Origin of the sequence: Candidatus Enterococcus leclercqii, from assembly GCF_009933135.1 — a bacterium.
Lineage (GTDB): Bacteria > Bacillota > Bacilli > Lactobacillales > Enterococcaceae > Enterococcus_C > Enterococcus_C leclercqii.
In genome coordinates this window covers 343,218-368,760 of sequence record NZ_MAEH01000014.1, presented here as the reverse complement: position 1 = coordinate 368,760, position 25,543 = coordinate 343,218, and the positions used below count along the sequence as shown (strand labels likewise).

Here is a 25,543-nt window from a genome sequence, read left to right as displayed (position 1 = left end):
AAAAATGTGTCCCTCTGTTTTGCCAGGGCCCGAGGATGTCCTTGTGTTTCCCATGATTCTCCGCTAGAATTGTACATATCGCCGACGGTTATCGTTAGCAACAATCGTTTTTAAAGGAGTTTTCATCATGACAGTTCGTGAATTATTTCTTGCGTCCTTTTATCGTTTTAAAGATTTGAAAAATGCCCGCTTGCTGGGTTTTGGCAAAGTCGTCTTATACTTGTTGGCATTAAGCCTGTTTTTGGCTATTCCCATAACAACAAACGTCTTGCAAGTTTTCAATGATGTCCGGGCAGATGGACAAAAAATCGCTCAGAAAATCCCGGATTTTACGATCCAAAATGGGGTACTGACCCCTACAGAAAAAACAGAAGGCTTTATTTACCAGACGAACTCCATCATTTTTACTTTTGATCCAGAGGGAAAACGCAGCACTACTGATATTTCCGGAGATATGATGGGGAACTTTTTAAGTGTTGGCTTGTTGCCAGATGAACTTGTCGTGGCACTTCCTTCTTCGGGACTGACCAATCAAATTTTAGGCAGCAACTTATTAGAGATTCCCTACGACCAAGGACTCAACAGCCTTGATGGGGCCCATATTCGCACCTATCTCGCTGAAAACAGTGTTCCTTGGTGGATGATTTTGATCACTTTACTCGTCTCTGTCTACCCTTCATTTATCAATCTAGTGATGACGATTTTGATTGCCTGTATTGGTGCTTCACTGATGGCGGCTCTCAAGGGGATTCAAGTCACTTTCTTTGAAAACCTGAAGATTTTGATTTTTTGTGGAACCTTGCCAGTGATCCTCTCTGCTTTAATCGGTGTCTTCACATTAGACTTTGACACCTCTCTGTTCATTATCTTGGCCACCTTATTCATCTACAGTCAAGCCAGTAAGGGACTGCCTCGGCGTCAATCTCAAGTTTAATCGTCGACAAGAAAAGACATTTTACTCCCAAGCGGAGAAAATGTCTTTTTTTTCAGCTTCTGCTACACTGACAGTGACGTCAGTTAGATACCTTTTGACTGGCAAACAGAAAAAGGAGTGAAGGACATGTCAAAGATCATCCTTTCCAGCCGTGAGTTTAAAGAAGAGTGGCTTGCTGAAATAGCAAAAAAAGCACCCGAATACCACTTTACAACAACAACTGAAAAGTTGGACTGGTCATCAGTAACACTTACGATTGGCTGGTCCAAAGAATGGGAAGAACACTTGCTTTCCGCAGACAGCACTCTAAAATGGGTTCAATCCATTTCAGCCGGCGTAGACACACTGCCCCTGGCTAAATTTCGTGAAAAAAATATCCTTTTGTCAAACTCCAGTGGCATCCATGCACAAGCGATTGCTGAACATGTGCTGGCAGCGATTTTGATGACCACTCGCGGCTTCACGCAAACAATAAAAAATCAATCGCTAGAACGTTGGTCTGCCCAAGATATTCACTTTCGTTACCTGACCGAACAAGAAATTTTAATAGTAGGAACTGGACATATCGGTCAAAAATTGGCTGAGTTATTGCAAGCACTTGGCGCAGCTCCGGTTGGAATTAATACTTCCGGTCACCCTGTCGCCGACTTTTCAAAGACTTACAGCTTAGATCAGCTAGAAGAAGTGAGCCAAAAAGCTGATTTTGTAATTAACATCCTACCATTGACACCCGAAACCACACATCTTTATAATAGCGACTTTTTTGAAACCATGAATCCTACCGGGACCTTTATCAATGTTGGTCGTGGCGCCAGTGTCGATACTTCGGCTTTGGTAGCTGCGCTGAAAAATGGGCAGATCCAACAAGCTCTTTTGGATGTCTTTGAAGAAGAGCCACTACCTCAGGGTCACCCATTGTGGCAGTTGGAAAACTGCATTATCACGCCACATATTTCCGGCATGACCCCACATTTTCAAAAAGCCTTTCTGGAGATCTTTTTGAATAATCTTTCCTGTTTTGTAGCGACTGGTGAATTGGCTCAAAACCAAGTCTCACTTACTGAGGGGTATTGATTTATTTACAATAAAAAACGTCACCGGCTTTCTGATGCTCATGAAAGCCGGTGACGTTTTTTTAATTTTGGATTGTTTTTCTTTCTTCTATGTCTTTTTCAGTTTCTTTTATTAGATAGATGGGACGGCGTTTGGTCTCCAAAAAGATTTTTCCGATGTATTTCCCAATGATACCGATACATAACAATTGCATCCCGCTGACAAAAAGCAGAATCGAAACTAGCGATGGCCAACCGGCAGTGGGATCGCCAAAGAGTAATGCACGAATAACAATGAAGAGTAACGCAACAACGGATCCGACACAAGCAATCCCACCGATAATTGAGGCTATATTCAACGGTGCCTCCGAAAAATTAACGATACCATCAATCGAGTATTTAAAAAGACTCCAAAAAGACCAAGATGTTTCTCCCGCTGCCCGCTCCCGATTTTCATAGGAAAGGTATTTCGTCTTAAAGCCTACCCAACTAAAAATACCTTTTGAAAAGCGATTGTACTCTGTCAGTTCCAAAACGGCATCGACCATTTGGCGTGTCATCATCCGAAAATCACGAGCGCCATCAACCATCTCCGTCTGTCCAATGCGATTCACCAAACGGTAAAAAGTCTTTGCAAAAAAGCTGCGGATTTTGGGCTCTCCTTCACGATCTGTTCGACGCGTCCCAATACAGTCGTATTCTCCTTGACGAATTAGGTGAACCATGTCCGGCAAGAGCTCTGGTGGATCCTGCAAATCGGCATCCATCACCGTCACAAGCTCCCCTTGTGCCGACTTCAATCCAGCGTAAAGAGCCGCCTCCTTGCCAAAATTTCGAGAAAAGGACAAAAAGCGGACTTTCTCAGGATACTTCTGATACAGTGACTTAATCACCGTCAAGGTCTTATCCGTTGATCCATCGTTGATAAAAATGTATTCCAACGGCTCTTGCATCGTCTCATTGACTTGCTCAACAGCAGCAACAAATAAGGGCAGCGTAGCCTCTTCGTTGTAGCAAGGTACGATAATCGATAACATAAACTCACACCATCCTCTGATATTTTAATTATAACACAGGTCAAAACGTACGGACCCTACAGCGCAACACAGTTCTCTGTGGTGACTACTAAATTCCCGTTGAAAAGTTGGCTGAGCCATCTTTGAACTTTGCACCGCAAAGAACTGGCTTTTGTCTGGAATTTGCTTTCCACTGGATGGATCACTCTATTTATAATTATTCGCTTGTATTAAGCTCTGTTAGCAAGTTACACCTACTTGTTACCTACTGTCTCCTAAAAAAAGCGACCACCGCAAAGTACGGCCGCCGCTGTTCTCTCTTTTTACCAATTATTTCCATCGATTGAAATTGTTTTGCCAAAGTTGCTGGTTTTCACGTTATTGCTATGACAGCCTCTATTATATCAGCAAGAAAATAGGCTGCAGTGCTTCAGTTATTTTGCTTCGGAAAACTCATATTTTGGCTCATTCAGCTTCTCGTCATAAGCCACAATTAGATCATAGCCTTTAAAGAACCATTCGTCCGCTTCATCTGCAAAAAATAAAATTCCCTCTTCCGTCGTCTCTGCAATGGGTTTTTCCGGAGTATCCACGTTCATGCCAATAGAAAATCCGTCATGAACATCCGTTTTTCCATATACTTTCCCGAAGAATCGCACACCTTGCCCTTTAGGAATCTCCAACTCACTTTTGAACCAAGCCAACGCTTCTGGTTTGATAGTTATTTTCATTTATCACACACTCCCTAATCATTCATTTTATTATCTAAAACATCCACATCATCAGTTTCACCAATTACTAGCAGATTGTCGTTTTGTTGAACAATCTCATCAGCTGTCGGAGATACGACGACTTTCCCGTTTACGCGGCGAATCCCCACAACAGTCAATCCGAACCGTTGTCTAAAATTTAATTCCAGCAGTGTTTTGTTGAAAAACTTAGGATTGGAGACCCGGATCTCCGCCAACGAATAGTCATCTGACAGTTCGACATAATCCAAAATATTCTTAGAGACCAGATTATGAGCGATTCGAATACCCATGTCCCGCTCCGGATGGACCACCCGATCTGCACCGATTTTTTCTAGTACTCGCGCATGGTATTCGTTTTGCGCTTTTGCCAAGACGTTGGGCACGCCCATTTCTTTGACCATTAATGTCACCAGAATAGATGCCTGAATATCTTCACCAATTGCAACGATTACGTGATCGAAATTTCTGATTCCCAACGACTTTAACGTCATCTCATCTTGCGCGTTGCCCACCACTGCGTGTGTAGCGATATTCATGTATTCATTGACCCGGTCTTCGTTGCTGTCAATGGCCAAAACCTCCTGACCAGACTCGATGAGGGTACGACAAATACTACCTCCAAAACGTCCCAAACCGATGATTGCATAGTTTTGTTTCATAGTGAACTCCTTTTGGTTTCTTGTCAAAATAGCGGATTCTCTTATAGGGACCGCTTATTCTCAACATGCGTTTAAAACGCTGCTCTCTGTCTGCTTTAGTATAACAAAGACCTCGTCAAAAAACTAATGACGAGGTCTTTTTACTATTTTATCATGCCATGTTTAAAGGCATAGATTGCTGCTTGGGTCCGATCTTCGACTTCCAACTTGGATAAGATATTGGAAACATGGGTTTTGACTGTCTTCAAAGTGATAAACAATTCGTCTGCGATTTCTTGGTTGCTCTTGCCTTGTGCGATTAACATCAAAATCTCCAACTCACGATTGGTGAGATCATCATGCAAAATCTGGTAACGCCCCGTCATCTTGTCCATCATTTTGGAGGTCACTTCCGGTTCTAATACCCGTTCTCCTCGTTGTGTCGCGCGAATCGCATCTGCAATTTCGTGGGCAGTAGAAGTTTTCAAAAGATAGCCGGCAGCCCCTGCCTCAATTGCCGGATAGACTTTTTCATCGTCAATAAAGCTAGTCACAATTAAAATCTTAGCTTCTGGCCAATCTCGCAAAATCAGCTTGGTTGATTCGATGCCGTCCATCTCTTCCATTACCAAATCCATCAAAATCACGTCCGGACGTAAAGCCAATGCCTTCTCATAGCCGATTCGACCATTTTCAGCTTCTCCAACAACCTCGATATCATCCTGAATGGAGAGATAAGACGACACTCCCAACCTGACCATCTCATGGTCATCAACAAGCAATACACGAATCATCGTGAACCCCCTCCTCTTTCAATGCGGCTCACGCCGACTCAATCTTTACTGTTTTCACTGGTCAAGCTTACCAATGGTACTTTGATTTCAATACTGGTTCCCTGACCTTTAAAGCTGATAATCTTGACCGTACCACCGATACCTGCGATTCGTTCTCGGATATTCATCAAGCCGTAGCTGCCGGCCTTTTGCTGTGAAGTATCAAAGCCGACGCCATCATCAATGATTCGCAGCAAAACATTTTGCTCAATCTTATGGAGATAGACCTCCAATTCTTGTGCTTTGGCATGCCGCAATGTATTAGACAACAGCTCCTGTACGACACGAAAGAGCTGGTCTTCAATTCCTGTAGGCAAAGAGACATCTTCAACATCCCATTTAAGATCAATCTTAATTTTGGATTGAAGTTCTTTTAATAATTGCTCGATCCCTTGACGTAAGCTTTTTCCTTCCAAACTTATTGGTCGCAAGTGCAAGAGCAACGCCCGCATTTCCGATTGAGAAGCATTGATGATATCTGTGACCATCTCCAATTGTTTTTGCTGCGCTTCTGGTATGTGGTCTTTTTTGGCTTTCTCGTTGATTGCCGATAGCATCATCATAGCTGCAAACAATTGTTGCGAAACCGAATCGTGAAGTTCCCGGGCAAGACGATGCCGCTCGATTTCCAGTATTTCTTCTTTGGTTTGTCCTGCCACCAATTGTGGTCGGCTGTTCAGCTGCTGCAATTCAGCAGAAATTTCCTGCATTTTTTTGGCAATCTCCTGAATATCCTTGTCAATTGCAGCAATGTAATGATTTTCTTTCGAATGGGGTATGGCTTCAGTCACTAACGGGTTTTCATAATTACCAGCTGCCATAATGCGGAGCTTTTCTTCAATCTCTCCATAAAGACTTTTCCGGAAAACTGAAATCAGAAAATAGGCCAATAAACCCAACCCGACAGAAATCACCATGATGTAGATAATCATAGGAATAAAGAAAATTTGACTTTCAAACAATACTTGCCACCAGCGATGGATATTATTGGCATGTAAAAAGGAAAACAGTACAAGGATCATCGCCAAAAAAGCCGTAATTCCTACATAAAAAGCAACCATTCCCTTCGAGACCTTCGCGATCATACTCGGATCACCTCGACATCTCCAAACAAGGTATTGGTGATCAATTTGATCCGTCGCTGATTGTCATCATAATCATCACTGTATACTTTAAGGGCCTCATTGCGAAGCGTTGTCCGCTCACCTTCAAAAACCAGATCACCAGCAAAAGTAGCATGTTCCACTACAATTCCAACACCAAGTGGCACCAAGATTCTCGTTCGTCCGAATCCTTTACGAACAATCACTACGTTGTCTCGTTTCGGTAAAATCGTATTGCCTAAGTCAATAATGGTGTCGCCGGAAATCATATTCAAGTTGATATCGTCCCATTCATAAACTTGATTTCCGATGCGTTCGTTACCAAACAAGGGTTGCTTCACTTTCGTCCCAGAATGAGTGGTCGGTTTTTCACCGTCTACCATCACCATTTGTTTTTTCTTCCAAAAAGCATTTTGTGAAGGATCGATTCCAGAAACCTCCACACCTTTCAGACCGACAAATAAGATACCAAACGCAAGCATCAACCATAGTGCCGGACTGGATACCAAGCTGATAAAGATGCAGACTCCACCGACTACATACCAAAAACTGCTTTTTTTTCGGCTGCGTTTTAAGCCAAAAGAAATACATAACACACCGCAGATCAATAAGATCAAAAGCTGCGGACTACTGATAATCTGCCAGACAGCAAACAACAGTAATAAAGCCTCTACGATAAAGAAGAAGCGCCACGGACTTTTCATAAAGGCCACCTCCATTGGATTGATAATAAAACGATGAAGCCGTCCTCACAATAGCGATTTTGAACGACGCATCACAATTTCCTAAGACTATCATACCCTGAAAGATTCCAAAACGTATCCGTCTTAAGCATGAGTTCTGCAAGATTTTAATAAGCATCTGCTTACTCGTTTAGCAGGTGTGTCAGAAAGGTGTGAGAAAACAACGAAATATCCGAACGCCTTAGCTGAAGAAAAAAGCGATTTTTCTATGTAGGCTCATCCTTTAGCCCTTGAGAAAAACAATCCGCTCACAGCATATGTCGTTCGGATACTATTTTTGATTTACTGATTCAAAACCCCTCGAAATTTCCGAATTAGTTTTGTTCAACTTTTGTGATTTTCACTTGCATATCGCCGCCAGGAGTCGCGATTGCTACTTGGTCTCCCACAACTTTACCGATTAGCGCTTGTGCGATGGGTGAATCATTTGAGATTTTACCGGAAAACGGATCAGACTCAGCACTGCCTACAATCGTATATTTTTCTTCATCGCCATCTGGTAATTCAATGAAGGTTACTGTCTTACCAATGGACACTTCATCAGAATCAACACCATCATTATCAATAATCTGTGCGAAACGAATCATGTTTTCCAAAGTTGTGATTCGCCCTTCAACAAAAGCTTGTTCATCTTTAGCAGATTCATATTCCGAGTTTTCAGATAGATCGCCAAACCCGCGGGCAATTTTAATCCGTTCAATAATTTCGCCACGTTTGACGGTCTTTAATTCTTCCAATTCCTGCTCTAGCTTTTCTTTTCCTTCAGCTGTCATGGGATAAACTTTTTCTACCATAATCTCATATCTCCTTCAACAATTATCAGTGAGCTGAACTTGAGGGACGGACTCTGATTTTCAAGAGTTCGGCGCCTATCGTCCGCTCCTCTGTTTCTTTCGATAGTATAACAAAAGGCAATCTTTCCGTGTTCCCCGAACGGTTCATCACCGCCAGATGCTGAGTATATCAGCAAATGAAAGTGTTTTCTAGCTCTATCGGGGAATAACACTGAAAAGATTACCATGCTTTGTTCAAAATGTAAATCTCTTTCAATACTTTTATTGATTAGCTTCGCTATCTTCCGAGTTGGTATTGTTGACGTATTGCTCTACCAACGCGTTGTGTTCTTCAAAGGTACGGGCATAGTAAACCTGTCCTGTCTTAATATCAGCGACAAAATAATAGTAATCATTTTGCTGTGGATTCAATACCGCTTTAATCGATTGCTCACTTGGATTATCAAATGGCCCTGGTCCGTATCCGTGATTCACATAAAGGTTATAAGGAGAATCAACCTGAGTATCAGCAATTGTCACTAATTCCTTGTGCTCACCCAAAGCATACAAGATTGAGATATCTGACTGCAACGGCATGTCGCTGGCCAGACGATTGAAGAAAACTTGTGCGATCTTGCGGCGATCGTTTTCGTTATTTCCTTCTTTTTCCACCAAGGAAGCCAACGTCAATACTTCTTGAACATTTAATTGCTTGTCCTTGATGGTTTGATAATACTGACTCATTACACTGTTGGTTTTTTCCACCATCTGGGTAACAAAGTCTTTCAGATTGGTCCCATTGTAATAATCATAGGTAGCTGGGAACAAATAGCCCTCCAAACGATAACGAACCCCTTCAGCCTTCGCAGCAGAGTCCAGCAATTCCGGATATTTTTTATGCAGCTCATTAAAGAAGTCTTCATCTTTCATCAAATCAATGAAATCCTGCTTCTTGAGCTTCAGGTTTTTCTCTACCGCATCCCCAATCTGATCGATAGTGTAGCCCTCAGGTATGGTCAACTTCAGGTCAGCTGTTCCGGTACCGGTCCCCCCCATCAGTTCTTTGCTGATTTCATCCAATGTCATATTAGGAGAAAAACTGTATTTACCCGCTTGAAAACCGGTCAAATTATTAAACTTCGTGTAATAGTTAAATACCATACCACTTTTGATGATCTTCTCATTCTCTAAAATCTCACCAATCGCCTTATTTGAGGAGCCTCGAGGAATCTCCACAGTGACTTTCTCTGTTTTAGCAGAATTCAGCGGCTTCAATCCTGCAGAAATATAGCGATAGACTGAAAATCCTAGGATACCGCCAACAAACAGCAAGGTAATAACAACGATGGTCACAATTTTGTTCACTACACGATTTTCTTTATCTCTCGAAGATTTTCGCAAATATTCTTCCTGCTTCTTTCCTGAAAGTTCTTTTTTAACTGGGGCATTCGCTTTTTTAGAGCTGCTTGCGCCCTTTTTCGGCCCAGCAGTTTGTTTCACAGCGGGACTGTCCTTTTTAGCTGCCCTATTTTTAACTTTACTGTCAGTCGCCTTTTTGTCATCGGCTGGCTTGGTTTTCTTACCACTAGTCTGACTGCGACGGGAGCCCACAGCCTCTTGAGGGCCTTGCATTCGTTTCTGAGAAGCTGATGATTCGGTTTTTTTATCGGGTGAAACTCCCGCTGTTTCCCCGGTATTATTGAGGGAATTCAGAATTTTATCCTTGAAGGATTCCTCTTCCGGATGTTGTTTAGACAAAACAACTCCTCCTAACTTCGTATACTGGCTTGTACCATTATACACGAAAGTCAGGAGGAGTAAAAGAATGATTTGTAATTGTAAAATGATGCAAGCCCAGTCATTGCATTCCACGTAGCGCATCGCCACAATTTCTTGCTTGTTATGGCAAAATACGGGACTGTCCTTTGGTTTCTTTCAGTACAACACTTTTTATCCAGAAGTTTTGCTAGATACCAATTAAGGCTACCAAAACGTTCCAAAGAGCTTCTGCTTTTTTTATACCATTGATAGAGGTGATGCCCGCTTTTTTTCCAGCTACTTTATTGATTCGAATCAGACTTTTTTGACACCACTGCTTTCAATATATCCGAGCCATTGTTTTTTGCTGTTGTATACAGAATAGTAGGTTTTACCGTTATAATGTTCGTATTTACCAGTGACTGAGAGCTTTTGATTTTTGAAAGCCGAGGCTTTGTTTTTGACTGTTTTGGTGAAGTCACCGCCGTACAGATTTTTGGTTCCATTTAAAGTAACCGTTATTTTATAACTACTCCAGGCACCACCGGGATTCGTCCCTTGTTTTCCACCATTGGCATTGATGTAGCCAACCCATTTCCCTTTGTTGTCATAAAGTGTCAGATACGTACTGCCATTTAAGTGCTTGTATTGTCCTTTTGCCAAGTAAGTTTTTCCCAATAACTCAGAGGCATTTTTTCGTAGTTTCCAATCAAAATTACTCCAAATCTTATGATTCTTCCCCGTAATGGTAAAATATTTTCCCAGTTTTACATAGGGGCCTTGGTCGCCAGCAACTTTGACACCAGCTTCTTCCACATAGCCTAACCAGGTGTTGTTCTCATAGACAGAGTAATAAGTTTTACCATTAAAGTGTTCATACTTGCCGGTGGCTAACAATGTCTTTCCCTTATATACTGAGCCTTTGTTTTTGATAGTTTTAGTAAAATCGCCGGCATACAAATGCTTACTACCAGTGACAGTCAGATACTTTTTATAGCTACTCCAACTTCCTCCAGCACTAGTCGTCAACTTCCCACCAGAAACATTGATATAACCTACCCACTTATCCTGATTATCGTACAAGGTCAGATAGGTACTGCCATTTAAGTGCTTGTATTGTCCTTTTGCCAAGTAAGTTTTTCCAAGGTGGCTCTTTGCATCACTGCGCTTTGTCCAATTGAAATTTGACCAAATTGTATGATTTTTCCCAGTTATCGTAAAGTATTTTCCAAGCGCAAGATACGGGCCTTGATCACCAGCTAGAGTGACACCACTCTTTTCGACGTATCCCAGCCAAGTCTTGCTATCGGCTGTGTACACTGAATAATAGGTTTTACCATTGAAATGCTCATACTTACCAGTGACCAACAATTGCTTGTTTTTGTAGGATGACGCTTTATTCTTGATTTTAGAAGTAAAGTCGCTGTACAGATCCTTTGTCTGATTCAAAGTGACATATTTTTTATAGCTTGCCCATTTACCACCGGGGCCGTCAGTTAAGGTGCCAAAAGCTGCGTTCACATAACCAATCCATTTGTCTTTGTTGTCATATAAACTAAGATAGGTGCCCCCATTGACGTGTTTATACATTCCCTTGGCATAATAGGTCTTGTTAAGATGGTTATCGGTTCGATCTTTTTGCGCCCATTTAAAACTACTCCAGATGGCATTATTTTTGGCAGTTATTGTGAAATATTTACCCAAACTGATGTATGGTCCCTGTTCACCATAGGGCAAAGTGATTGTTTTACTATAATCTGAAGACATATCAAAAGGAAAGTTTTTCCCGGGAATATACACTTGGGAGGTCCATTGCCAAGCGCCGTACTGAGTATTCCGCTGTTCTTTTACAGTCGGAATTGGGTATTCAGCAATCCAGCATTTATTATAGCCCAACTTAGCAGGATCCAATTTTCCTGCTCGTACCCACCATTGACCAATGTAATGCTGACCGTTGTTATAGCCCAGTTTTTTCAGTGCATCTGTAAAATAAATCGAGTTCTGTGTATGATTGATATTTTTGGCATAAAGTTGTGGGTCTTCAATATCATTGAACATGATGGCATTGTTGCCCAATTTCAATTCATCGGCATACTTCGCAAAATATTCGGCTTCCTTTTCAGCGGTACTTTTGGAAGTAAACCAGCTGTAATGGTATCCGTGGACCACCAATCCAGCCGCTTTGGCATTATTAATCTGACTTTTAGCATAGGGATTACGATAGGTCGTGTACTCTGTCAACTTAACGATAACCGCTTTGACGCCGTATTTTTTTAGCGTCTTATATTGATCCACACTGATTTCGCCATTATGAGAGGAAACGTCGACAAAATCCATTGTTGGTGTGTCTTTGTCAGAATCCGCATAAATATTTTCCAACCGAGCAGCCGCGGCAGCAGCGATTTGTTCCTGTGGTTCAACAGTCAATGCCGCAGCCCGAGCTTTGGGTCTGGGGGTGTCCGAATCAATGGGTGATTCTGCTAGATCAGAACGATCTTTTAGATATGGAAAAACATCATTTAAAATTTCCATTTCTGCTATCGCTTTTTCCACTGCCGCTTGGGAAAGATCCTCGTTGGTTTGTTCTGCATCTGCCAAACTATTGTCTGATTCATCCGTTTCAGCGGGAGTGTTCTTTTCTGAAGAGTTTTGCGTCACATCAGTAGCAGATGTTAACGAGCTTTCACTTGCGGAAATTTCTGAGCTGTTTTCAGAAGACACCTTTTTTTCAGATTCTTCTGATGAAAAGCTGTCTTCTACCGCTGAAGTACTCGTCACATCATTGGTGACAGGACTGCCGCTTAATGGCAATTCTTCTGTTACCGTTGGCGACTGAGTTTTTGCCGTTGTTTCAGCCAAGCCCGTAATCGGTCCCACCGAGCTTAGAATCACTGTTGATACCAACACTATGATTTTCTTGATTTTTTTCATGATTCAACCTCACTTTTTTCAATCTTCGCTTTTATTATACCGAACTTCGACATTTTATAAAAAGCATAATTCCTGTTATATTTTTATAAATAATGATCATTTTCTAATCATATGCTTTTAGAAATAAAAAAGAGAGAATTTTCACCCTAAATAGTATAAACTGCCACATACTTATTTAAATAGTTTCGCTAAAACAAGTGAATTTTTTCTAAAAATGCATTTCTACATATCAGTCGTCAAAATCACAGCTGAAATGCTATAATTCTTATGAGGAAATAAAGATAAAAAGGAGAATACTATGAAAAAGTTGTCTTGGAAAAAAATCACCACTTTGTCGGCGACGATCTTATTGCTGTCAACAGCAATCCCGTTGCCCGCTGCGGCAATCAGTGATGAGGATTCGTTAACTGACCTCACAAACTCTCAAAGTACCACACTTTTCAACGGAACTGGTTATTCCGCTGAAACTAACGGCGATATTGAACAGGATACCGACGAGTCGCTACCTGCATCAAATGCGCAAACAGACGGAACGAATTCCGGCAGTCAAAGCAGCACCGAAACAAACAATGAACTCTCTGGCTCCAGTGAAGTTTCCACTGATGAAAGTTTGCCATCTGATTCTGGACTTCCTAATGAAACTAATCCTAGCAACACTGACAAGTCCAATGAAAGTGAAACTGACGGGTCATCACAAACGCTTCCAAACGAGCAAGGTTCAAAAAATACGTCTGCGTCTTCTGACGAGTCACTAATTGGCCAGCAAAGCGTGGAACAGACCGTCGCTTCTGAGTACAAGTACTTTACTGTCACTACCCAAAAACCAGTTGTCTATCAAAATGAAAACTTGGATCTACCTTTTGAGAACTCCGCTGATCTTTACCAAAAGACTTTCAATATTCTCGGTCAACTCACCTCTTCAGCTGGTGCCAGATACTACCGACTACAAGTTGGTGATATTGTCGTCTTCATTCGTGATGAAGACGGGAAAACCACTAACTTTCCAGCCGGTAGTGAGCTGGGTGCTTCTGGCTACGCTACCGTTACTACAAAAGGTATTGCCGTCTGGAAAAATATTGAGCTGAACGCAAAAGCTAGTACAACAACAGATATTTTCCAACGAACTTTTAAGGTCACCGGCAAACTAAGTCATGTGGACGGAACCGTGTATTACAAGCTCTCCGGTCAAGGATTTGTCAGTCAAAACGCCTTGCAAACAACAAACGAAGCCCAAGGAGCACGCTTAACCTTTAATAAATATGTCTCAATTTCAAGTCAGAATTATTCGGTTTGGAAAAATTTCAAGTGGCAAGAGCTGACTCCTTCAAAAAAAATCTATCAACAAACGCTATATGCCAAATATAAATATGCCCACTCCAACGGCGCAATCTATTACGAACTCTATCGCCCAAATGGTTCTTTTGCTGGTATCATCAACTCGAGTGCGACCAAATTAGCGAATAATCAGGGGGGAATTTGGTACAAAGAAAATCTTTATGCCAATAAAAAAGGAGGCACCTACACCCTCTGGCAAGATCTGAATTTTTCCAAAAAAAGAGGCTCCAGCACTTCCTTTGCTAAAAAAACAGTCAAAATCAGCGGGAAATATTACCATTATAATGGTAGCACTTACTATTCTTTGTATGACAATAAAGGAAACTGGTTAGGCTATATCAATGCTAGTGGCGTCAGCACTTCAAAAAATAAACAAGGAACCTATCAAAACTTCAACAAGTATGTCACCGTTACCAATAAAAATTATGCTACCTGGTCGAGTTTTGCCTTTAAAGGGAAAGCAAAAAAACCGGCTACTTATCAATGGACCTACAAAGCAAAAGGCGTCTATTACCATTATAACGGCAGTAGCTATTACAGTCTGTATGATAAAAACAACAAATGGGTGGGCTATATCAATACAACGTCCTCCTCTGTTGCTCAAAATGGCGGCGGTACTTGGCAAAAAGAAAACTTGCAGCGAAAAATTGTCAAAAAGAATTATACGATTTGGCAAGACCTTGCTTTCAAAACCAAACGCAGCAACACGAATAATCACTATGGCAAGCAGTATACTGTAAAAGGAAAATATCGCCATTTTAATGGCTCCTTGTACTACTCGTTGTATTCTGGCAACAAGTGGGTTGGGTATGTCAACGCCACTGCTACCGGCTCACCTTTCACGATTTACTCTACAAAAACAATCAGTCGCTACCAGGTTATCAACAATAAGAGTGGTAATTTTTACAGCAAAGCCGATCCAAGCAGTAGTAAAAAAGCAGCTAAATCTAACTACTACAAATACATGGTTCGGGCCATCAAAGAAGCCAGCACCAGTGATGGCACTTACTATCTTGTTGAATTGGCCGGCTCAGGCACGGATTTAGGTTGGATCAAAGCAAACCAAACCTACAGTGTACAAGACAGCTTCTACATGTATCAAACTGGGGGGCCTTTTCCTTCCTTGAATGTCAAAAATCTGAATATCAAAGTTTCGATTAGCAAGCAGCGAATTTACATTCGTTCTGGTTCTAGCACAATTTACACCATGATGTGCTCCACTGGCTTACCGGGTACACCTACACCCCTTGGCAATTTCAAGATTCAAGCAGAACGCGGCCCTTGGTTCTGGGGTGCAAATGGCGGCGCGGCCTATTACCGTTCATTCCACGGACATGGTATTTATCTTTTCCATTCCGTAACGATTACTGGGCCTGGTCGCGTCGGTTCCTACTATCATCCAGAGGCGATGAAATTGGGGAAACGCGCCTCTCACGGCTGTATCCGCATGGCCGTTCCCGATTCGATTTGGTTTTACAATAATATCCCTAACAATACCCCAGTCAGCATCGTCAACTAATCATTACCCTCAAAAAAAGCGCCTGCCAATGATGAAAATCAATTGGTCAGGCGCTTTTTTGAGTGCGTTAGTCGTTATTGAAGCGGCGTTTCAGCCATGCAGATCCTCGATTAACAAACTGACGCATACGCTTTTCAGTTCTGGTCAAGCGGCTTTTTTCTTCATTTAAAGTCAGAACCTCTGCCAGATGACGCAATGCTTTTTTTTGTGGCAGCTGTTCCACGGCCAAAGCTTCCAACAGTTCTTGATAGACTCGCTGGGGTTGATACTTTTCAAAGGCGACAGTCGCAAAGCTTGCCGCCTCTTGATGAAGCAATGGGAAATCCCGCAAGCTTTTTTCTATCCGCACTGTCAATTCTGCCACATCACCGGAAGAATACAGCTCTCCACCACCAAAATAGTCAAAAGCCGAGCGATGACCGGGATTGTCCGACAAAATCACCGGTACGCCTTTTAGCAGAGCTTCAGCGTAGACCAAACCAAATGTCTCCATCTCAGAAGGCAAAACACAGAGATCCCTCTCTGTTACTTCCCCCCAAGGATCTGTCTTTTTCCCGGTAAAGGTGACAGTCGATAGGCGCTGTTCTTTGACGAAGCGGTCAACTTTTCGCTTGTAATCGTCATCCCAAGCGCCAATAAAAACTAGCTCCGGCCGCGGTTCTTTTAACCTCGTATAAGCCTGTAACAACTCCAGCTGATTTTTTCCTGGTGTCAAACGTCCAATGGAAACAATTCGCTGTTGTTTGCCACTTTTTAATGACTTTGTCGTGACCTCGGTGAAAGGCACAAAACTGCCAATCGTCTTTTTTGATGGCAAGAGTGTCTGGAGTTTTTTTTGCAGTTCCCCTTGAACAGCAAACAGCGCATCGCTGTTTTCAGCTACGAAATCTAGCTTGTCCAAATAATAGGCAAACTCGTTTTCCGGAAACTCATGGATTAACCAAAAATGACTCACTTCCTCACAAGCGGCTGCGACAGCTCCTTGAAACATATTCACCGTATTGGTAATCACTACTTGTATTTCTTTTTCTTTGATCAGCTGTCGCAAAGCACTGATATTGTCCCGGTAGGCCACTGCTCGCTCGCCAGCAGTCCCGTATTTCAATCCTGGCGCTTCTTCCCACCACCACTTGTTTCGGGGAATAAATGTTACAGGAACGTCGATTTCTTTAAAATGAGCACGATAATCTTCTTCAAAATTAGGAAAAGAAGCTGGCGCAACATTGTAAACGACATGCCCATTGTCTTTTAACAGCTTCATGAGATGATAGATTGAGATCTCCGCACCGTTGTCAAAGGTCCCACTAGGTGAAACAAATAATATTCGTGTCATTGAACTGCCCCCTTCTCATCAGATGCAAGCCATTTCTTGACATACGCCGTTAACTCATCGTGATGCCGGCTTGTGACACACTGTCTTTCAACTTCCTCAGCTGCCGCCTCTGCCAAACGCTGCCGTAATTCTCGACTACCGATTAGCAGCTCCAATGATTCTTCCCATTCGTCATCACTTGCCAGTAAACCAGTCTGACCGTCTTTGATCATTTCTTCAAAGGAACCCAAACGACTGGCGACTGTCGGAACTTTTACCAATGCTGCTTCCAACCACTTAATCTCTGATTTTGCTTGATTGAAGATGGTATCAGTTAGTGGGGCTAAGTTAATATCTACGCGGCTGATCAATTCGGGCAACTGATGCCACTCTACATAGTCATGAATGATGATCCGTTTTTTAAAGGGCTGCAGATCCTGGGGCAGCTCCAGGTATCCCACAATATGGAGCTCTACATGCAAATAGCGGTTCATTAAACGAATCAGCGCCTCTTTGACCAACTCAAAATTTTCATTATGGGTGATAGAACCTGAAAAATAGCCAATCTTCACCGTGCTTTCTTCTGGTGTCGAATAGTCCTTCATAAACTGACGACTGATGTCTACCAGCTCTTTCGAAGCCAGATTACGATTCATCAATACAAAGGGACGATAATTGGAAAGCTCTGTTTTTAAACGCGCCGTAGTGGTCACCGCTCCATCACAGAGTTCCAGCATTTTACCATAGCTCATAACTCCAGCATCATAATCGCCTTTCGCTCCGACTGACAGACCTTGAGTATATGCCAGCTGGTCGGTATATTTCGTAGCGATTACCAAATCATCGATGTCATACAGGACGCCTTTTCCAAATTGCTTTGCTAAAGTGACCATTTGGCCTAAGACTTCTCGATACCCACAGCGATAAACAATAATCAAAAACGCCCTTTCAGCATCGGCTAATCGGAATTTAGAATTGTCCACTACTTTTACTGGATAGCCTAATGAACGCAGCTGCTCGGCTTTGTTTAAAACACGATAGCGGGTGCATTGTGGAATTTGATTTTCAACGCCATCGATGATTAAAATGTACTGCTCTTGATCTTTCTTACGGATATCTTCCTGAATTTGGTGAATCACTGCCATCGGATAGTTTGTCTGTTGGTCAAGATAGGCGATTAAATCTGGTACTTCTGTCTGGCGCTTAAGGCCTTGCCACAAAAACTTTTCATTCGAATAATTCGCAAACGCACTGTATTTTACTAGTGGAATGCCTTTTTTTAACATGGTTAAAGGATGAATATACATTGCACTGTCGGCGTTGTGAGTCAAAAGAGCATCGGCTTTAAAGCCTAGATCAGTAAAGTGACGGGTAAAGACTGTCTCGTGGCGACCAATCGCTTTTTCCCGTGAATTGGTATCTGTCAGCTGTTCCCAGTAAGTCCAAAAGGCTGGACTATCCAGCAATGAATGTTCAATTGCTAAAAAATAAGACTGCAAGTGTAACGGAATATAGCCATATTTGTTGTAACCGGTAATATCTGATTGCTCTTCCCCATAGGAGATTCCCCAAAAATCTAAACGGCGGGCAGCCATCTTGGAAAAAACTTGCTGAAGATTTCCAAAAGGACCAACATTGGTGTCATTGACCAGCAGCAGCTGATCATACGTGGCCAACTGTTCTTTTCCTAAAAAGAGAATTCCCTCACGAAATGCAGCTGTGTCATAACCACTGTTTTCCCGACAACGCACCTGGCCATAGGTTGCCAATTTATCTATATCTCTTTGGGGAAGCTCGCCATTGACGACAATTAAAATATCCGCGCAAAAGTCGGCCAAACCTTCAAGAAAAAGCAGCTTGTATGTTTGCAATTGCGGTTGCTCTTCATAAATCACATAGATTAACTGACGCTTAGGATCAGTATAGTTGTTTTTACTTCTAGCTAAACTGCGATAAGGTCGATAGAGATAGCGCATCGGCGAAGGAATTTTTCGTGCCGTCCGTTTCATTCGTGATAGAACTCTTTTGACGAGGGGTTTTGCAGCACGAGGATTTCGGACAACCTTCAAGGCATATTTTGCCGGACGAATGATCGCATTGCCCATGCGATAAGACCGGGAATGCAGCAGTGCGACCTGTTCTCCTTGGAGTCGCTGGATTTCCGTGTTGAGGCGCTTAACTTCAGCTTCTGGTGATTGATTAGCCGGATCCCCAGTCAATTTTCCTTCAAGGGATTTGACATAGTCGGTGACTTCTTCAAGGTGGTCTGTCAACTCAACCAAACGATCTTCCAACAACATGGTATTGTTTTCCAGCGCCGTAAAAATCTCATCTTTCCATTTAGGCACATGTTTTTTTAACAGATAAAAATAGACATCGTAAAAGCTTTTGCGTTGGGTATGTCCGTCTCTTCTGGAAATCGAATCCGGCAAGATACGATAATTGAGTTTGACTTCTGGGGCATAGACTGGTTTTGCGCCGTTTTCCAAAATCAGCGTCATCAAAAAGTCCCAGTCTTCCAAAAACTGGCGGTTCAATGCCATATCGTAACGGGTTTCTTTGATCACGCTTCTTCTCAACAAGGAGGAATTATTGATGTAATTGCTCTGTAAAAAAGAAATCAGTTCAAACGCGTGACTTTCAACGTAAAATTTATCCTCATTGAAATCCCATAGATTTCCGTAAACGATGTCAGCAGCCGTCGCTTCGGCTTTTTCTACTAAGCGCTGCACGTAATCTTGTGGTAAGTAATCGTCGCTGTCGATAAAGAGCACAAAGTCCCCGGTTGTCTCTGCTAAACCCCGATTGCGAACCGCACAAACACCGGCATTCTCCTGCTGTAAAAAGACTGTATTGGAAAAAGGCGACCGGCCAAGAACCTCTTGGATGATCGCCCTAGAACCGTCAGTTGAACCGTCATCGATGACAGCCAATCGAATGGCCGGATAAGTTTGTTTGAAAATGCTAGTCAGGCATTGTCTGATATATTTTTCATGATTGTAACAAGTCACAATAACAGAAACCTGCTTCATAATTTCCCTCTTATCTGTTTCGATTTTTTAGTACTTCTTTAGTAGGACAGATTTGCCAAATTATCCGACTTCCCAAATTCCGTTAGCGGTAAGGACACCACTGGCGGCGTCTCGTCGGCTGGCATTCAGAGTTTCATCTGGCGAAACAATAATTACCGGTGAATTGTCCGGACGATTAAAAGCTAATGGTCGCTGTGCATCGTCTCTGACAGAGACCGTCAAAGCCAGTTTACATGAATTGATACCCTTCAACTCACAACGATAACGCATCGTTTTATGCCCCGTACCTTTAAGCATTTGTTCCTGAGAATTGTCGTTATACATCCAGAAGCTGCGGTCGATGTCTGTCAGTGAAAAGGCCAGATAGGTTGTGATATCCTGCATGACATCGTAGCTCACTTCAAAATCAACGGTACGATTTTCACCAGTCAGTATTTCCGAGGACAACAGCCGCACGTTGACATTTTCTACGCTGGACAATTGGCGATCCGACTCGTTTTTTGCAGCATCCAATACCTCAGCTCCGGCTTGAACAACGTTATCCAATGAATACTGGTTGGCCACTTCATCCGGCGTTCCCAATACCTTGACTTTTCCCTTGTCGATCATCACCGCTCGGTTGCAATACTTACGCACGGCTTCCATCGAATGAGTTACCAGAATAATGGTCTTTTTCTCGGCTCGAGCTTGCATGAAATAATCGTTACATTTCCGCTGAAACGCTTCATCTCCCACCGCTAAGACTTCATCCAATACCAAAATATCACTCTTGGCCTGAATAGCAACAGAGAATGCCAAACGGACCTGCATCCCACTTGAGTAGTTTTTCAGCTTCTGATTCATAAATTCTGAAAGCTCGGCGAAACTGACAATATCCTCATACATTCCATCGATTTCTTTTTCAGAAAAGCCCAACATGGCACCATTTAGATAGACGTTTTCCCGTCCAGTCAGCTCAGGATTAAAACCCACCCCCAGCTCGATAAATGAAACCAAACGGCCGTCAATTTCAACAGTCCCATTTTCCGGCCAATAGATTTGACTGATAATCTTCAATAGCGTAGATTTCCCGCTGCCGTTACGGCCAACAACCCCGAAAAAATCGCCTTTGTAGACATCAAAGGAAATATCTTTCAACACTTGCTGCTCTTTATAGCCCTTGATCCCTTTTACTGTGTTGATGACCAGGCGTTTGAGACTATTGGTGCTCTCAGTAGGCAATTTAAAGGCCTTGCTGACATTTTTGATACTTACTGCTGTTTCTTTCATTAGATAATCTCCGCAAATTTTTTGGCATTTTTCTTAAAGTAACGATAGCCGATAAGTAAGATCACAAACGGCAGCAGATAAGGAATAATCGCCAGCCACTTTTGATCCACCAGCTGCCAAATCGTCAAATTGGCTGGACTGGTCAATAAATGACGCATATCCTGAATAATCTGCGCCATTGGATTGAACAAAAGAAGCTGTCCAATCAAACGACTTTGATTAAGCACCATTGTTACCGGATAAATCAAAGGCGTGGCATACATGCCAATCTGCAAGATGACTTCCCAGATTGGACCAATATCACGAAAACGTACATAGATGGTGGCTAGAATAAAAGCCACACCTAACGCCAACGCGTAGAGTTCTATCAGCAACAACGGTGACACGATAGCTAACGGAGAAATTGTAACTCCATTAATCAAACCGAAAATAAAAACGATCACCAGACTAATCAAAAGGTTAATCAGTGCATTCAGTGAGACCGACAAGACGATAATCTCTGTTGGGAAACTAAGCTTGCGGATCAGATCTCCTCGATTTACAATCGCCATCATTCCCATATTGGTAGTCTCCACAAAGAAATTCCATAAGACCATCCCCAACAACAACGCAATGGCAAAGTGCGGGACGTCCGCGCCGAAACGCAAAAATTTAATGAAGACGACATACATGACCGCAAACAGCATCAAAGGTTTCAACACCGACCAGATATAACCGATGGCACTTCCCTGGTAACGCAGCTTAAAGTCAGTTTTAACTAATTCTTTCAGTAGGATCAGATTTTTTCGTTCAAACATGCTTTTCTCCTGTTGGATCCGGCAGACTGTCCACCAGCCGCCAGATTATTATGGAAAGATTATACCGGACAACCGGCTCTTACTCAACCTTTGTAACGTCAGCTTTACTTTCAGATAACATTTCAGATAAAGCTGTCTGCCAAGTTGGAATCACAAATCCCAGTGCCTCCGCCTTGCTTAAGTCCATCACTGAATACTGAGGGCGGCGCGCTTTTTGCGGATATTCCGCAGAAGTCACCGGAGCTACTTCCACTGTGGTATCTTTCAAGATTTCCTTAGCAAATTCATACCAGCTGCAGGAACCTTCGTTGGACAAATGGTAAATTCCAAAGGGCGCTTGCTCTTGAACAACGAATGTCATGAATTCTGCCAATGTCCGGGTCCAAGTAGGACGGCCAAATTGATCATTGACAACAGTCAGCTTGGAGTGGCTTTTTGCCAAGCGCTGCATGGTAAAGACGAAATTATTGCCATAATTTCCGAAAACCCAGGATGTTCGAATAATATAATAATTATCCATGATAGCTGCCACTGCTTGTTCTCCCAGCAGTTTGGTGCGGCCATATTCGTTCAGCGGTGCCGGAGTATCAGATTCTTTATACGTATGCTCTTTTTTGGCTCCGTCAAAAACATAATCAGTGCTGATATAAACCAAGGTCGCGCCTACTGCTTTTGCGGCTTCAGCGACATTGCGAGTGCCGTCAACGTTGATCAATTCATCCAACGCCTTACTTTCCTCTTCCGCTTTATCAACTGCGGTATACGCAGCACAGTGATAGATCACTTCAGGCTTAAGCTCTTCAATAACCTGGCGCGTCTGTTTGGCATCCGTGATATCCATTTCTGAAGAATCAGTGGACACATAGGTCACTTGCTGTTCATCCAACAGCTTTCTTAGTTCAGTCCCCAATTGGCCATTTCCGCCGGTAATCAAAATCATCTTTGTTCCTCCGTTCTTGCCGCCTTTGCAAAGAGCGCTTTTCAACTTCCTACAAAGTTTATGCCCTTTGAAAAAGGCAGGTACGCACCTGCCTTAGCTGTCTTTTTTATGATTGCTTCAATGCTATTTATTGCCCGTTTTCCGCATATTTTGCTTCAACCGCTGCTTTTTCTGCTTGCCACCATTCGCGATTGTTCATATACCAATCAATAGTGTCTGCCAGACCTTCCTCAAAGTTGGTAAACTGAGGTTGCCACCCGAGTTCTTCTTTCAGTTTAGTGGCATCAATCGCATAGCGCAAATCGTGTCCGGGACGATCGTTGACGTGATCATAGTCTTGAGCATCTTTTCCCATCAGACGTAAGATCAACTCCAACACTGTTTTGTTGTCTTTCTCACCATCCGCACCAATCAGATAGGTTTCACCAATGGTTCCTTTTGTTAAGATCAACCAAACCGCTGCTGAATGATCCTCGGTATGGATCCAATCGCGAACATTCTTTCCATCTCCATACAGTTTAGGCCGTTCACCGCTTAAAATATTCGTAATCTGGCGGGGAATAAATTTTTCAATATGTTGGTAAGGACCATAATTGTTTGAACAGTTGGAAATGGTCGCTTGCAGACCGAATGAACGCACCCAGGCCCGTACTAACAGATCTGATCCCGCTTTTGAAGCCGAATATGGGCTAGAAGGATTATAAGGTGTGTGGTCGGTGAACTTCTCACCAGGTCCCTCTCCATGCCCCGGTAAATCTTCTCGCAAAGGCAGATCACCGTAGACTTCATCCGTTGAAACGTGATGGAAGCGGACACCCTTTAGTCGACAAGCTTCTAAAAGAGTGAAGGTGCCTACCAGATTCGTCTGAATAAAAGGAGATGGGTCTTGTAACGAATTGTCATTGTGAGACTCAGCCGCATAATGCACAACGGCATCGGCTTCAGCTACTAGAGAATTAACCAATTGTGCATCCGCAATATCTCCCACCACTAATTTTACTCGATCAGTTGGTAATCCTGCTAAGTTTTCCCGATTTCCGGCATAGGTTAGCTTATCCAATACCGTGACGTGGACTTCTGGATGATGTTTCACAACATAATGGACAAAATTAGAACCGATAAAGCCGGCGCCCCCGGTTACAATAATATTCTTCATAGATCACACTCCCTAAACATAATGCTGGTCACAAAGACACTTGCGACTCAAGTAAGTAGCATATCTGACAACGATTAGAACCCCACCTCTGTCAGATTTCTCCGTAAATAAAAGGATTCTCTTTCTCAAACTCTTTAAAACTCGGATGATTTTGGTCTTTTTCCGATAAGATAGCTTTGCTGATATCCAGCGGCCAGTCGACGGCTAATGTAGGATCATCAAAAGCAATGCCTGCGTCAGCTTTGGCGTCGTAGTAACGATCACATTTATATAAGAAATTGACATTCGTTGTCAGCGTCACAAACCCATGAGCAAACCCTCGTGGCACTAATAATTGTCGTTGATTTGCTTCTGAAAGGATAAAACTTTCCCATTTGCCATAGGTTGGGCTGCCCTTACGCAAATCGACAATCACATCCAACAAAGCGCCAGTAACCACCCGCACCAATTTTGTTTGAGCCGACTCACCCATTTGAAAGTGCAGGCCGCGAATCACACCTGCTTGTGTAGACAGGGAATGATTGTCTTGTATAAAATCGTGCTGGATGCCAGCGGCTTTAAAGTCCGCTTCGGAATAACTCTCTGTGAAGAACCCCCGGTGATCTCCAAAGATCTGCGGTTCTACAATCAGTGCATCTTGTAAAGTTGTTTTAGTTATTTTGATTTTCCCCATTTGTTTTACTCACCTGCTAAACGGAGCATATACTGTCCGTATTGATTTTTTTTCAGAGGTTGCGCCAATTGGATTAACTTTTCTCGGTCGATATAGCCCATGCGATAGGCAATTTCTTCCAAACAGGCAACTTTCAAATTTTGACGCCGTTCAATCGTTGCGATAAAACTGGAGGCTTCCAAGAGTGATTCATGGGTACCGGTATCTAACCAAGCAAAGCCACGGCCCATGACTTCCACAGCCAACTTACCTTTTTCCAAATAGGCTTGATTGACGTCTGTGATTTCAAGTTCTCCTCTGGCAGAGGGCTTGATATTTTTGGCGATTTCAACAACCTCATTATCGTAAAAATACAGACCAGTCACTGCATAGTTTGACTTCGGTTCTTCCGGCTTTTCTTCAATGGAAACTGCCTGCATCTTCTCGTCAAATTCAACGACGCCAAAGCGTTCTGGATCATTGACGTGATAACCGAAAACTGTCGCCCCATCTGCTTTAGCCGCAGAGCGCTGCAACAGCTTAGATAGGCCACCACCGTAATAGATATTGTCACCTAAAATTAGACAAACGCTGTCTTTTCCGATAAATTCTTCGCCAATCAGAAATGCCTGTGCCAGACCATCTGGACTAGGCTGTACTGCGTATTCAATGGATAGGCCCAAATCACTGCCGTCGCCAAACAGATCTTCAAACCGCGGCGTATCCTGCGGCGTTGAAATAATTAGGATGTCACGGATTCCCGCCAACATCAAAACGGACATTGGGTAATAGATCATCGGTTTATCATAGATGGGCATCAGCTGTTTAGAAGTCGCTTTAGTCAAAGGATACAAACGTGTTCCTGAGCCACCAGCTAAAATAATACCTTTCATGGCAGATTCCTCATTTCTATTAGGTGATAGATTGCTTTGCGTAGTCTCTATTGCCTCAAACATTACCGGTGCAAAATAAAAACCCGCAACATGTATTATCTCACA

Annotated in this window: 20 protein-coding genes; 3 read left to right on the top strand and 17 right to left on the bottom strand. The window is 42.7% G+C overall.

The window, feature by feature from the left end; genetic code table 11:
- Window positions 1-127: 127 nt before the first annotated feature.
- On the top strand, window positions 128-934 hold the full coding sequence (locus tag BAU14_RS08120; protein ID WP_161899586.1) for a DUF1189 domain-containing protein: 807 nt from the start codon (window positions 128-130) through the stop codon (window positions 932-934).
- A 126-nt stretch (window positions 935-1,060) separates the two neighbouring features.
- Entirely contained in the window at window positions 1,061-2,008 is a 948-nt protein-coding gene (locus BAU14_RS08115; protein ID WP_161899585.1) for a phosphoglycerate dehydrogenase, read from the top strand.
- 61 nt (window positions 2,009-2,069) lie between these two features.
- Here the strand turns inward: BAU14_RS08115 and BAU14_RS08110 are convergent, their stop codons facing one another.
- The 9 genes from BAU14_RS08110 to BAU14_RS08070 all read right to left on the bottom strand — a co-directional run bounded on the left by BAU14_RS08110 (window position 2,070) and on the right by BAU14_RS08070 (window position 12,533).
- Window positions 2,070-3,023, bottom strand: coding sequence for a glycosyltransferase family 2 protein (locus BAU14_RS08110; protein WP_161899584.1), 954 nt, complete (start codon window positions 3,021-3,023; stop codon window positions 2,070-2,072).
- Window positions 3,024-3,436: 413 nt separating this feature from the next.
- The gene (locus BAU14_RS08105) at window positions 3,437-3,733 is read right to left on the bottom strand and encodes a HesB/YadR/YfhF family protein (RefSeq protein WP_161899583.1); all 297 of its coding nucleotides are present in this window, start codon (window positions 3,731-3,733) and stop codon (window positions 3,437-3,439) included.
- 14 nt (window positions 3,734-3,747) lie between these two features.
- Window positions 3,748-4,413: a potassium channel family protein gene (locus tag BAU14_RS08100; RefSeq protein WP_161899582.1), complete on the bottom strand. Its 666-nt coding sequence runs from the start codon at window positions 4,411-4,413 to the stop codon at window positions 3,748-3,750.
- A 143-nt stretch (window positions 4,414-4,556) separates the two neighbouring features.
- Complete coding sequence (locus tag BAU14_RS08095) at window positions 4,557-5,186, bottom strand: response regulator transcription factor (RefSeq protein WP_161899581.1); 630 nt, start codon at window positions 5,184-5,186, stop codon at window positions 4,557-4,559.
- Window positions 5,187-5,224: 38 nt separating this feature from the next.
- Window positions 5,225-6,310 (bottom strand): sensor histidine kinase, encoded by a 1,086-nt coding sequence (locus BAU14_RS08090; RefSeq protein WP_161899580.1) that lies wholly within the window; start codon window positions 6,308-6,310, stop codon window positions 5,225-5,227.
- Entirely contained in the window at window positions 6,307-7,032 is a 726-nt protein-coding gene (gene liaF, locus BAU14_RS08085) for a cell wall-active antibiotics response protein LiaF (protein WP_161899579.1), read from the bottom strand. The genes BAU14_RS08090 and liaF overlap by 4 nt, the downstream gene beginning before the upstream one ends.
- Window positions 7,033-7,385: 353 nt before the next feature.
- Window positions 7,386-7,865 (bottom strand): transcription elongation factor GreA, encoded by a 480-nt coding sequence (greA, locus tag BAU14_RS08080; RefSeq protein WP_161899578.1) that lies wholly within the window; start codon window positions 7,863-7,865, stop codon window positions 7,386-7,388.
- Between the two features lie 261 nt (window positions 7,866-8,126).
- A complete protein-coding gene (gene mltG, locus BAU14_RS08075; protein ID WP_237580432.1) occupies window positions 8,127-9,602 on the bottom strand; it encodes an endolytic transglycosylase MltG in 1,476 nt (491 codons plus the stop codon).
- Window positions 9,603-9,917: 315 nt separating this feature from the next.
- On the bottom strand, window positions 9,918-12,533 hold the full coding sequence (locus BAU14_RS08070; protein WP_161899576.1) for a GH25 family lysozyme: 2,616 nt from the start codon (window positions 12,531-12,533) through the stop codon (window positions 9,918-9,920).
- A gap of 298 nt (window positions 12,534-12,831) precedes the next feature.
- On the opposite strand from BAU14_RS08070, the gene BAU14_RS08065 reads away from it, so the two are divergent.
- Window positions 12,832-15,387 (top strand): L,D-transpeptidase family protein, encoded by a 2,556-nt coding sequence (locus tag BAU14_RS08065; protein ID WP_161899575.1) that lies wholly within the window; start codon window positions 12,832-12,834, stop codon window positions 15,385-15,387.
- Window positions 15,388-15,454: 67 nt separating this feature from the next.
- Here the strand turns inward: BAU14_RS08065 and BAU14_RS08060 are convergent, their stop codons facing one another.
- The 8 genes from BAU14_RS08060 to rfbA form a co-directional block, all read right to left on the bottom strand.
- Complete coding sequence (locus BAU14_RS08060; RefSeq protein WP_161899574.1) at window positions 15,455-16,720, bottom strand: glycosyltransferase family 4 protein; 1,266 nt, start codon at window positions 16,718-16,720, stop codon at window positions 15,455-15,457.
- Window positions 16,717-19,731, bottom strand: a complete 3,015-nt coding sequence (locus tag BAU14_RS08055) for a rhamnan synthesis F family protein (protein ID WP_202622185.1) — start codon at window positions 19,729-19,731, stop codon at window positions 16,717-16,719. The genes BAU14_RS08060 and BAU14_RS08055 overlap by 4 nt, the downstream gene beginning before the upstream one ends.
- A gap of 60 nt (window positions 19,732-19,791) precedes the next feature.
- Window positions 19,792-21,000, bottom strand: coding sequence for an ABC transporter ATP-binding protein (locus BAU14_RS08050; RefSeq protein ID WP_161899573.1), 1,209 nt, complete (start codon window positions 20,998-21,000; stop codon window positions 19,792-19,794).
- The gene (locus tag BAU14_RS08045) at window positions 21,000-21,797 is read right to left on the bottom strand and encodes an ABC transporter permease (RefSeq protein WP_161899572.1); all 798 of its coding nucleotides are present in this window, start codon (window positions 21,795-21,797) and stop codon (window positions 21,000-21,002) included. The genes BAU14_RS08050 and BAU14_RS08045 overlap by 1 nt, the downstream gene beginning before the upstream one ends.
- A 79-nt stretch (window positions 21,798-21,876) precedes the next feature.
- Window positions 21,877-22,737, bottom strand: coding sequence for a dTDP-4-dehydrorhamnose reductase (gene rfbD, locus BAU14_RS08040; protein ID WP_161899571.1), 861 nt, complete (start codon window positions 22,735-22,737; stop codon window positions 21,877-21,879).
- 127 nt (window positions 22,738-22,864) lie between these two features.
- Complete coding sequence (gene rfbB, locus BAU14_RS08035) at window positions 22,865-23,893, bottom strand: dTDP-glucose 4,6-dehydratase (protein WP_161899570.1); 1,029 nt, start codon at window positions 23,891-23,893, stop codon at window positions 22,865-22,867.
- A gap of 91 nt (window positions 23,894-23,984) precedes the next feature.
- Window positions 23,985-24,566 carry a dTDP-4-dehydrorhamnose 3,5-epimerase gene (gene rfbC, locus BAU14_RS08030; protein ID WP_161899569.1) on the bottom strand — a complete coding sequence of 194 codons (582 nt, stop codon included), beginning with the start codon at window positions 24,564-24,566 and terminating at the stop codon, window positions 23,985-23,987.
- A gap of 5 nt (window positions 24,567-24,571) precedes the next feature.
- On the bottom strand, window positions 24,572-25,438 hold the full coding sequence (gene rfbA, locus BAU14_RS08025; protein WP_161899568.1) for a glucose-1-phosphate thymidylyltransferase RfbA: 867 nt from the start codon (window positions 25,436-25,438) through the stop codon (window positions 24,572-24,574).
- Window positions 25,439-25,543: the final 105 nt, after the last annotated feature.

Coding starts and splice junctions, on each gene's coding strand:
- BAU14_RS08115 (WP_161899585.1), top strand. CDS start 1,061: ATGTCAAAGATCATCCTTTCCAGCCGTGAGTTTAAAGAAGAGTGGCTT.
- BAU14_RS08120 (WP_161899586.1), top strand. CDS start 128: ATGACAGTTCGTGAATTATTTCTTGCGTCCTTTTATCGTTTTAAAGAT.
- rfbA (WP_161899568.1), bottom strand. CDS start 25,438: ATGAAAGGTATTATTTTAGCTGGTGGCTCAGGAACACGTTTGTATCCT.
- BAU14_RS08070 (WP_161899576.1), bottom strand. CDS start 12,533: ATGAAAAAAATCAAGAAAATCATAGTGTTGGTATCAACAGTGATTCTA.
- BAU14_RS08100 (WP_161899582.1), bottom strand. CDS start 4,413: ATGAAACAAAACTATGCAATCATCGGTTTGGGACGTTTTGGAGGTAGT.
- BAU14_RS08110 (WP_161899584.1), bottom strand. CDS start 3,023: ATGTTATCGATTATCGTACCTTGCTACAACGAAGAGGCTACGCTGCCC.
- greA (WP_161899578.1), bottom strand. CDS start 7,865: ATGGTAGAAAAAGTTTATCCCATGACAGCTGAAGGAAAAGAAAAGCTA.
- BAU14_RS08095 (WP_161899581.1), bottom strand. CDS start 5,186: ATGATTCGTGTATTGCTTGTTGATGACCATGAGATGGTCAGGTTGGGA.
- BAU14_RS08045 (WP_161899572.1), bottom strand. CDS start 21,797: ATGTTTGAACGAAAAAATCTGATCCTACTGAAAGAATTAGTTAAAACT.
- BAU14_RS08090 (WP_161899580.1), bottom strand. CDS start 6,310: ATGATCGCGAAGGTCTCGAAGGGAATGGTTGCTTTTTATGTAGGAATT.
- rfbC (WP_161899569.1), bottom strand. CDS start 24,566: ATGGGGAAAATCAAAATAACTAAAACAACTTTACAAGATGCACTGATT.
- liaF (WP_161899579.1), bottom strand. CDS start 7,032: ATGAAAAGTCCGTGGCGCTTCTTCTTTATCGTAGAGGCTTTATTACTG.
- BAU14_RS08060 (WP_161899574.1), bottom strand. CDS start 16,720: ATGACACGAATATTATTTGTTTCACCTAGTGGGACCTTTGACAACGGT.
- rfbB (WP_161899570.1), bottom strand. CDS start 23,893: ATGAAGAATATTATTGTAACCGGGGGCGCCGGCTTTATCGGTTCTAAT.
- BAU14_RS08055 (WP_202622185.1), bottom strand. CDS start 19,731: ATGAAGCAGGTTTCTGTTATTGTGACTTGTTACAATCATGAAAAATAT.
- BAU14_RS08105 (WP_161899583.1), bottom strand. CDS start 3,733: ATGAAAATAACTATCAAACCAGAAGCGTTGGCTTGGTTCAAAAGTGAG.
- BAU14_RS08050 (WP_161899573.1), bottom strand. CDS start 21,000: ATGAAAGAAACAGCAGTAAGTATCAAAAATGTCAGCAAGGCCTTTAAA.
- BAU14_RS08065 (WP_161899575.1), top strand. CDS start 12,832: ATGAAAAAGTTGTCTTGGAAAAAAATCACCACTTTGTCGGCGACGATC.
- rfbD (WP_161899571.1), bottom strand. CDS start 22,737: ATGATTTTGATTACCGGCGGAAATGGCCAATTGGGGACTGAACTAAGA.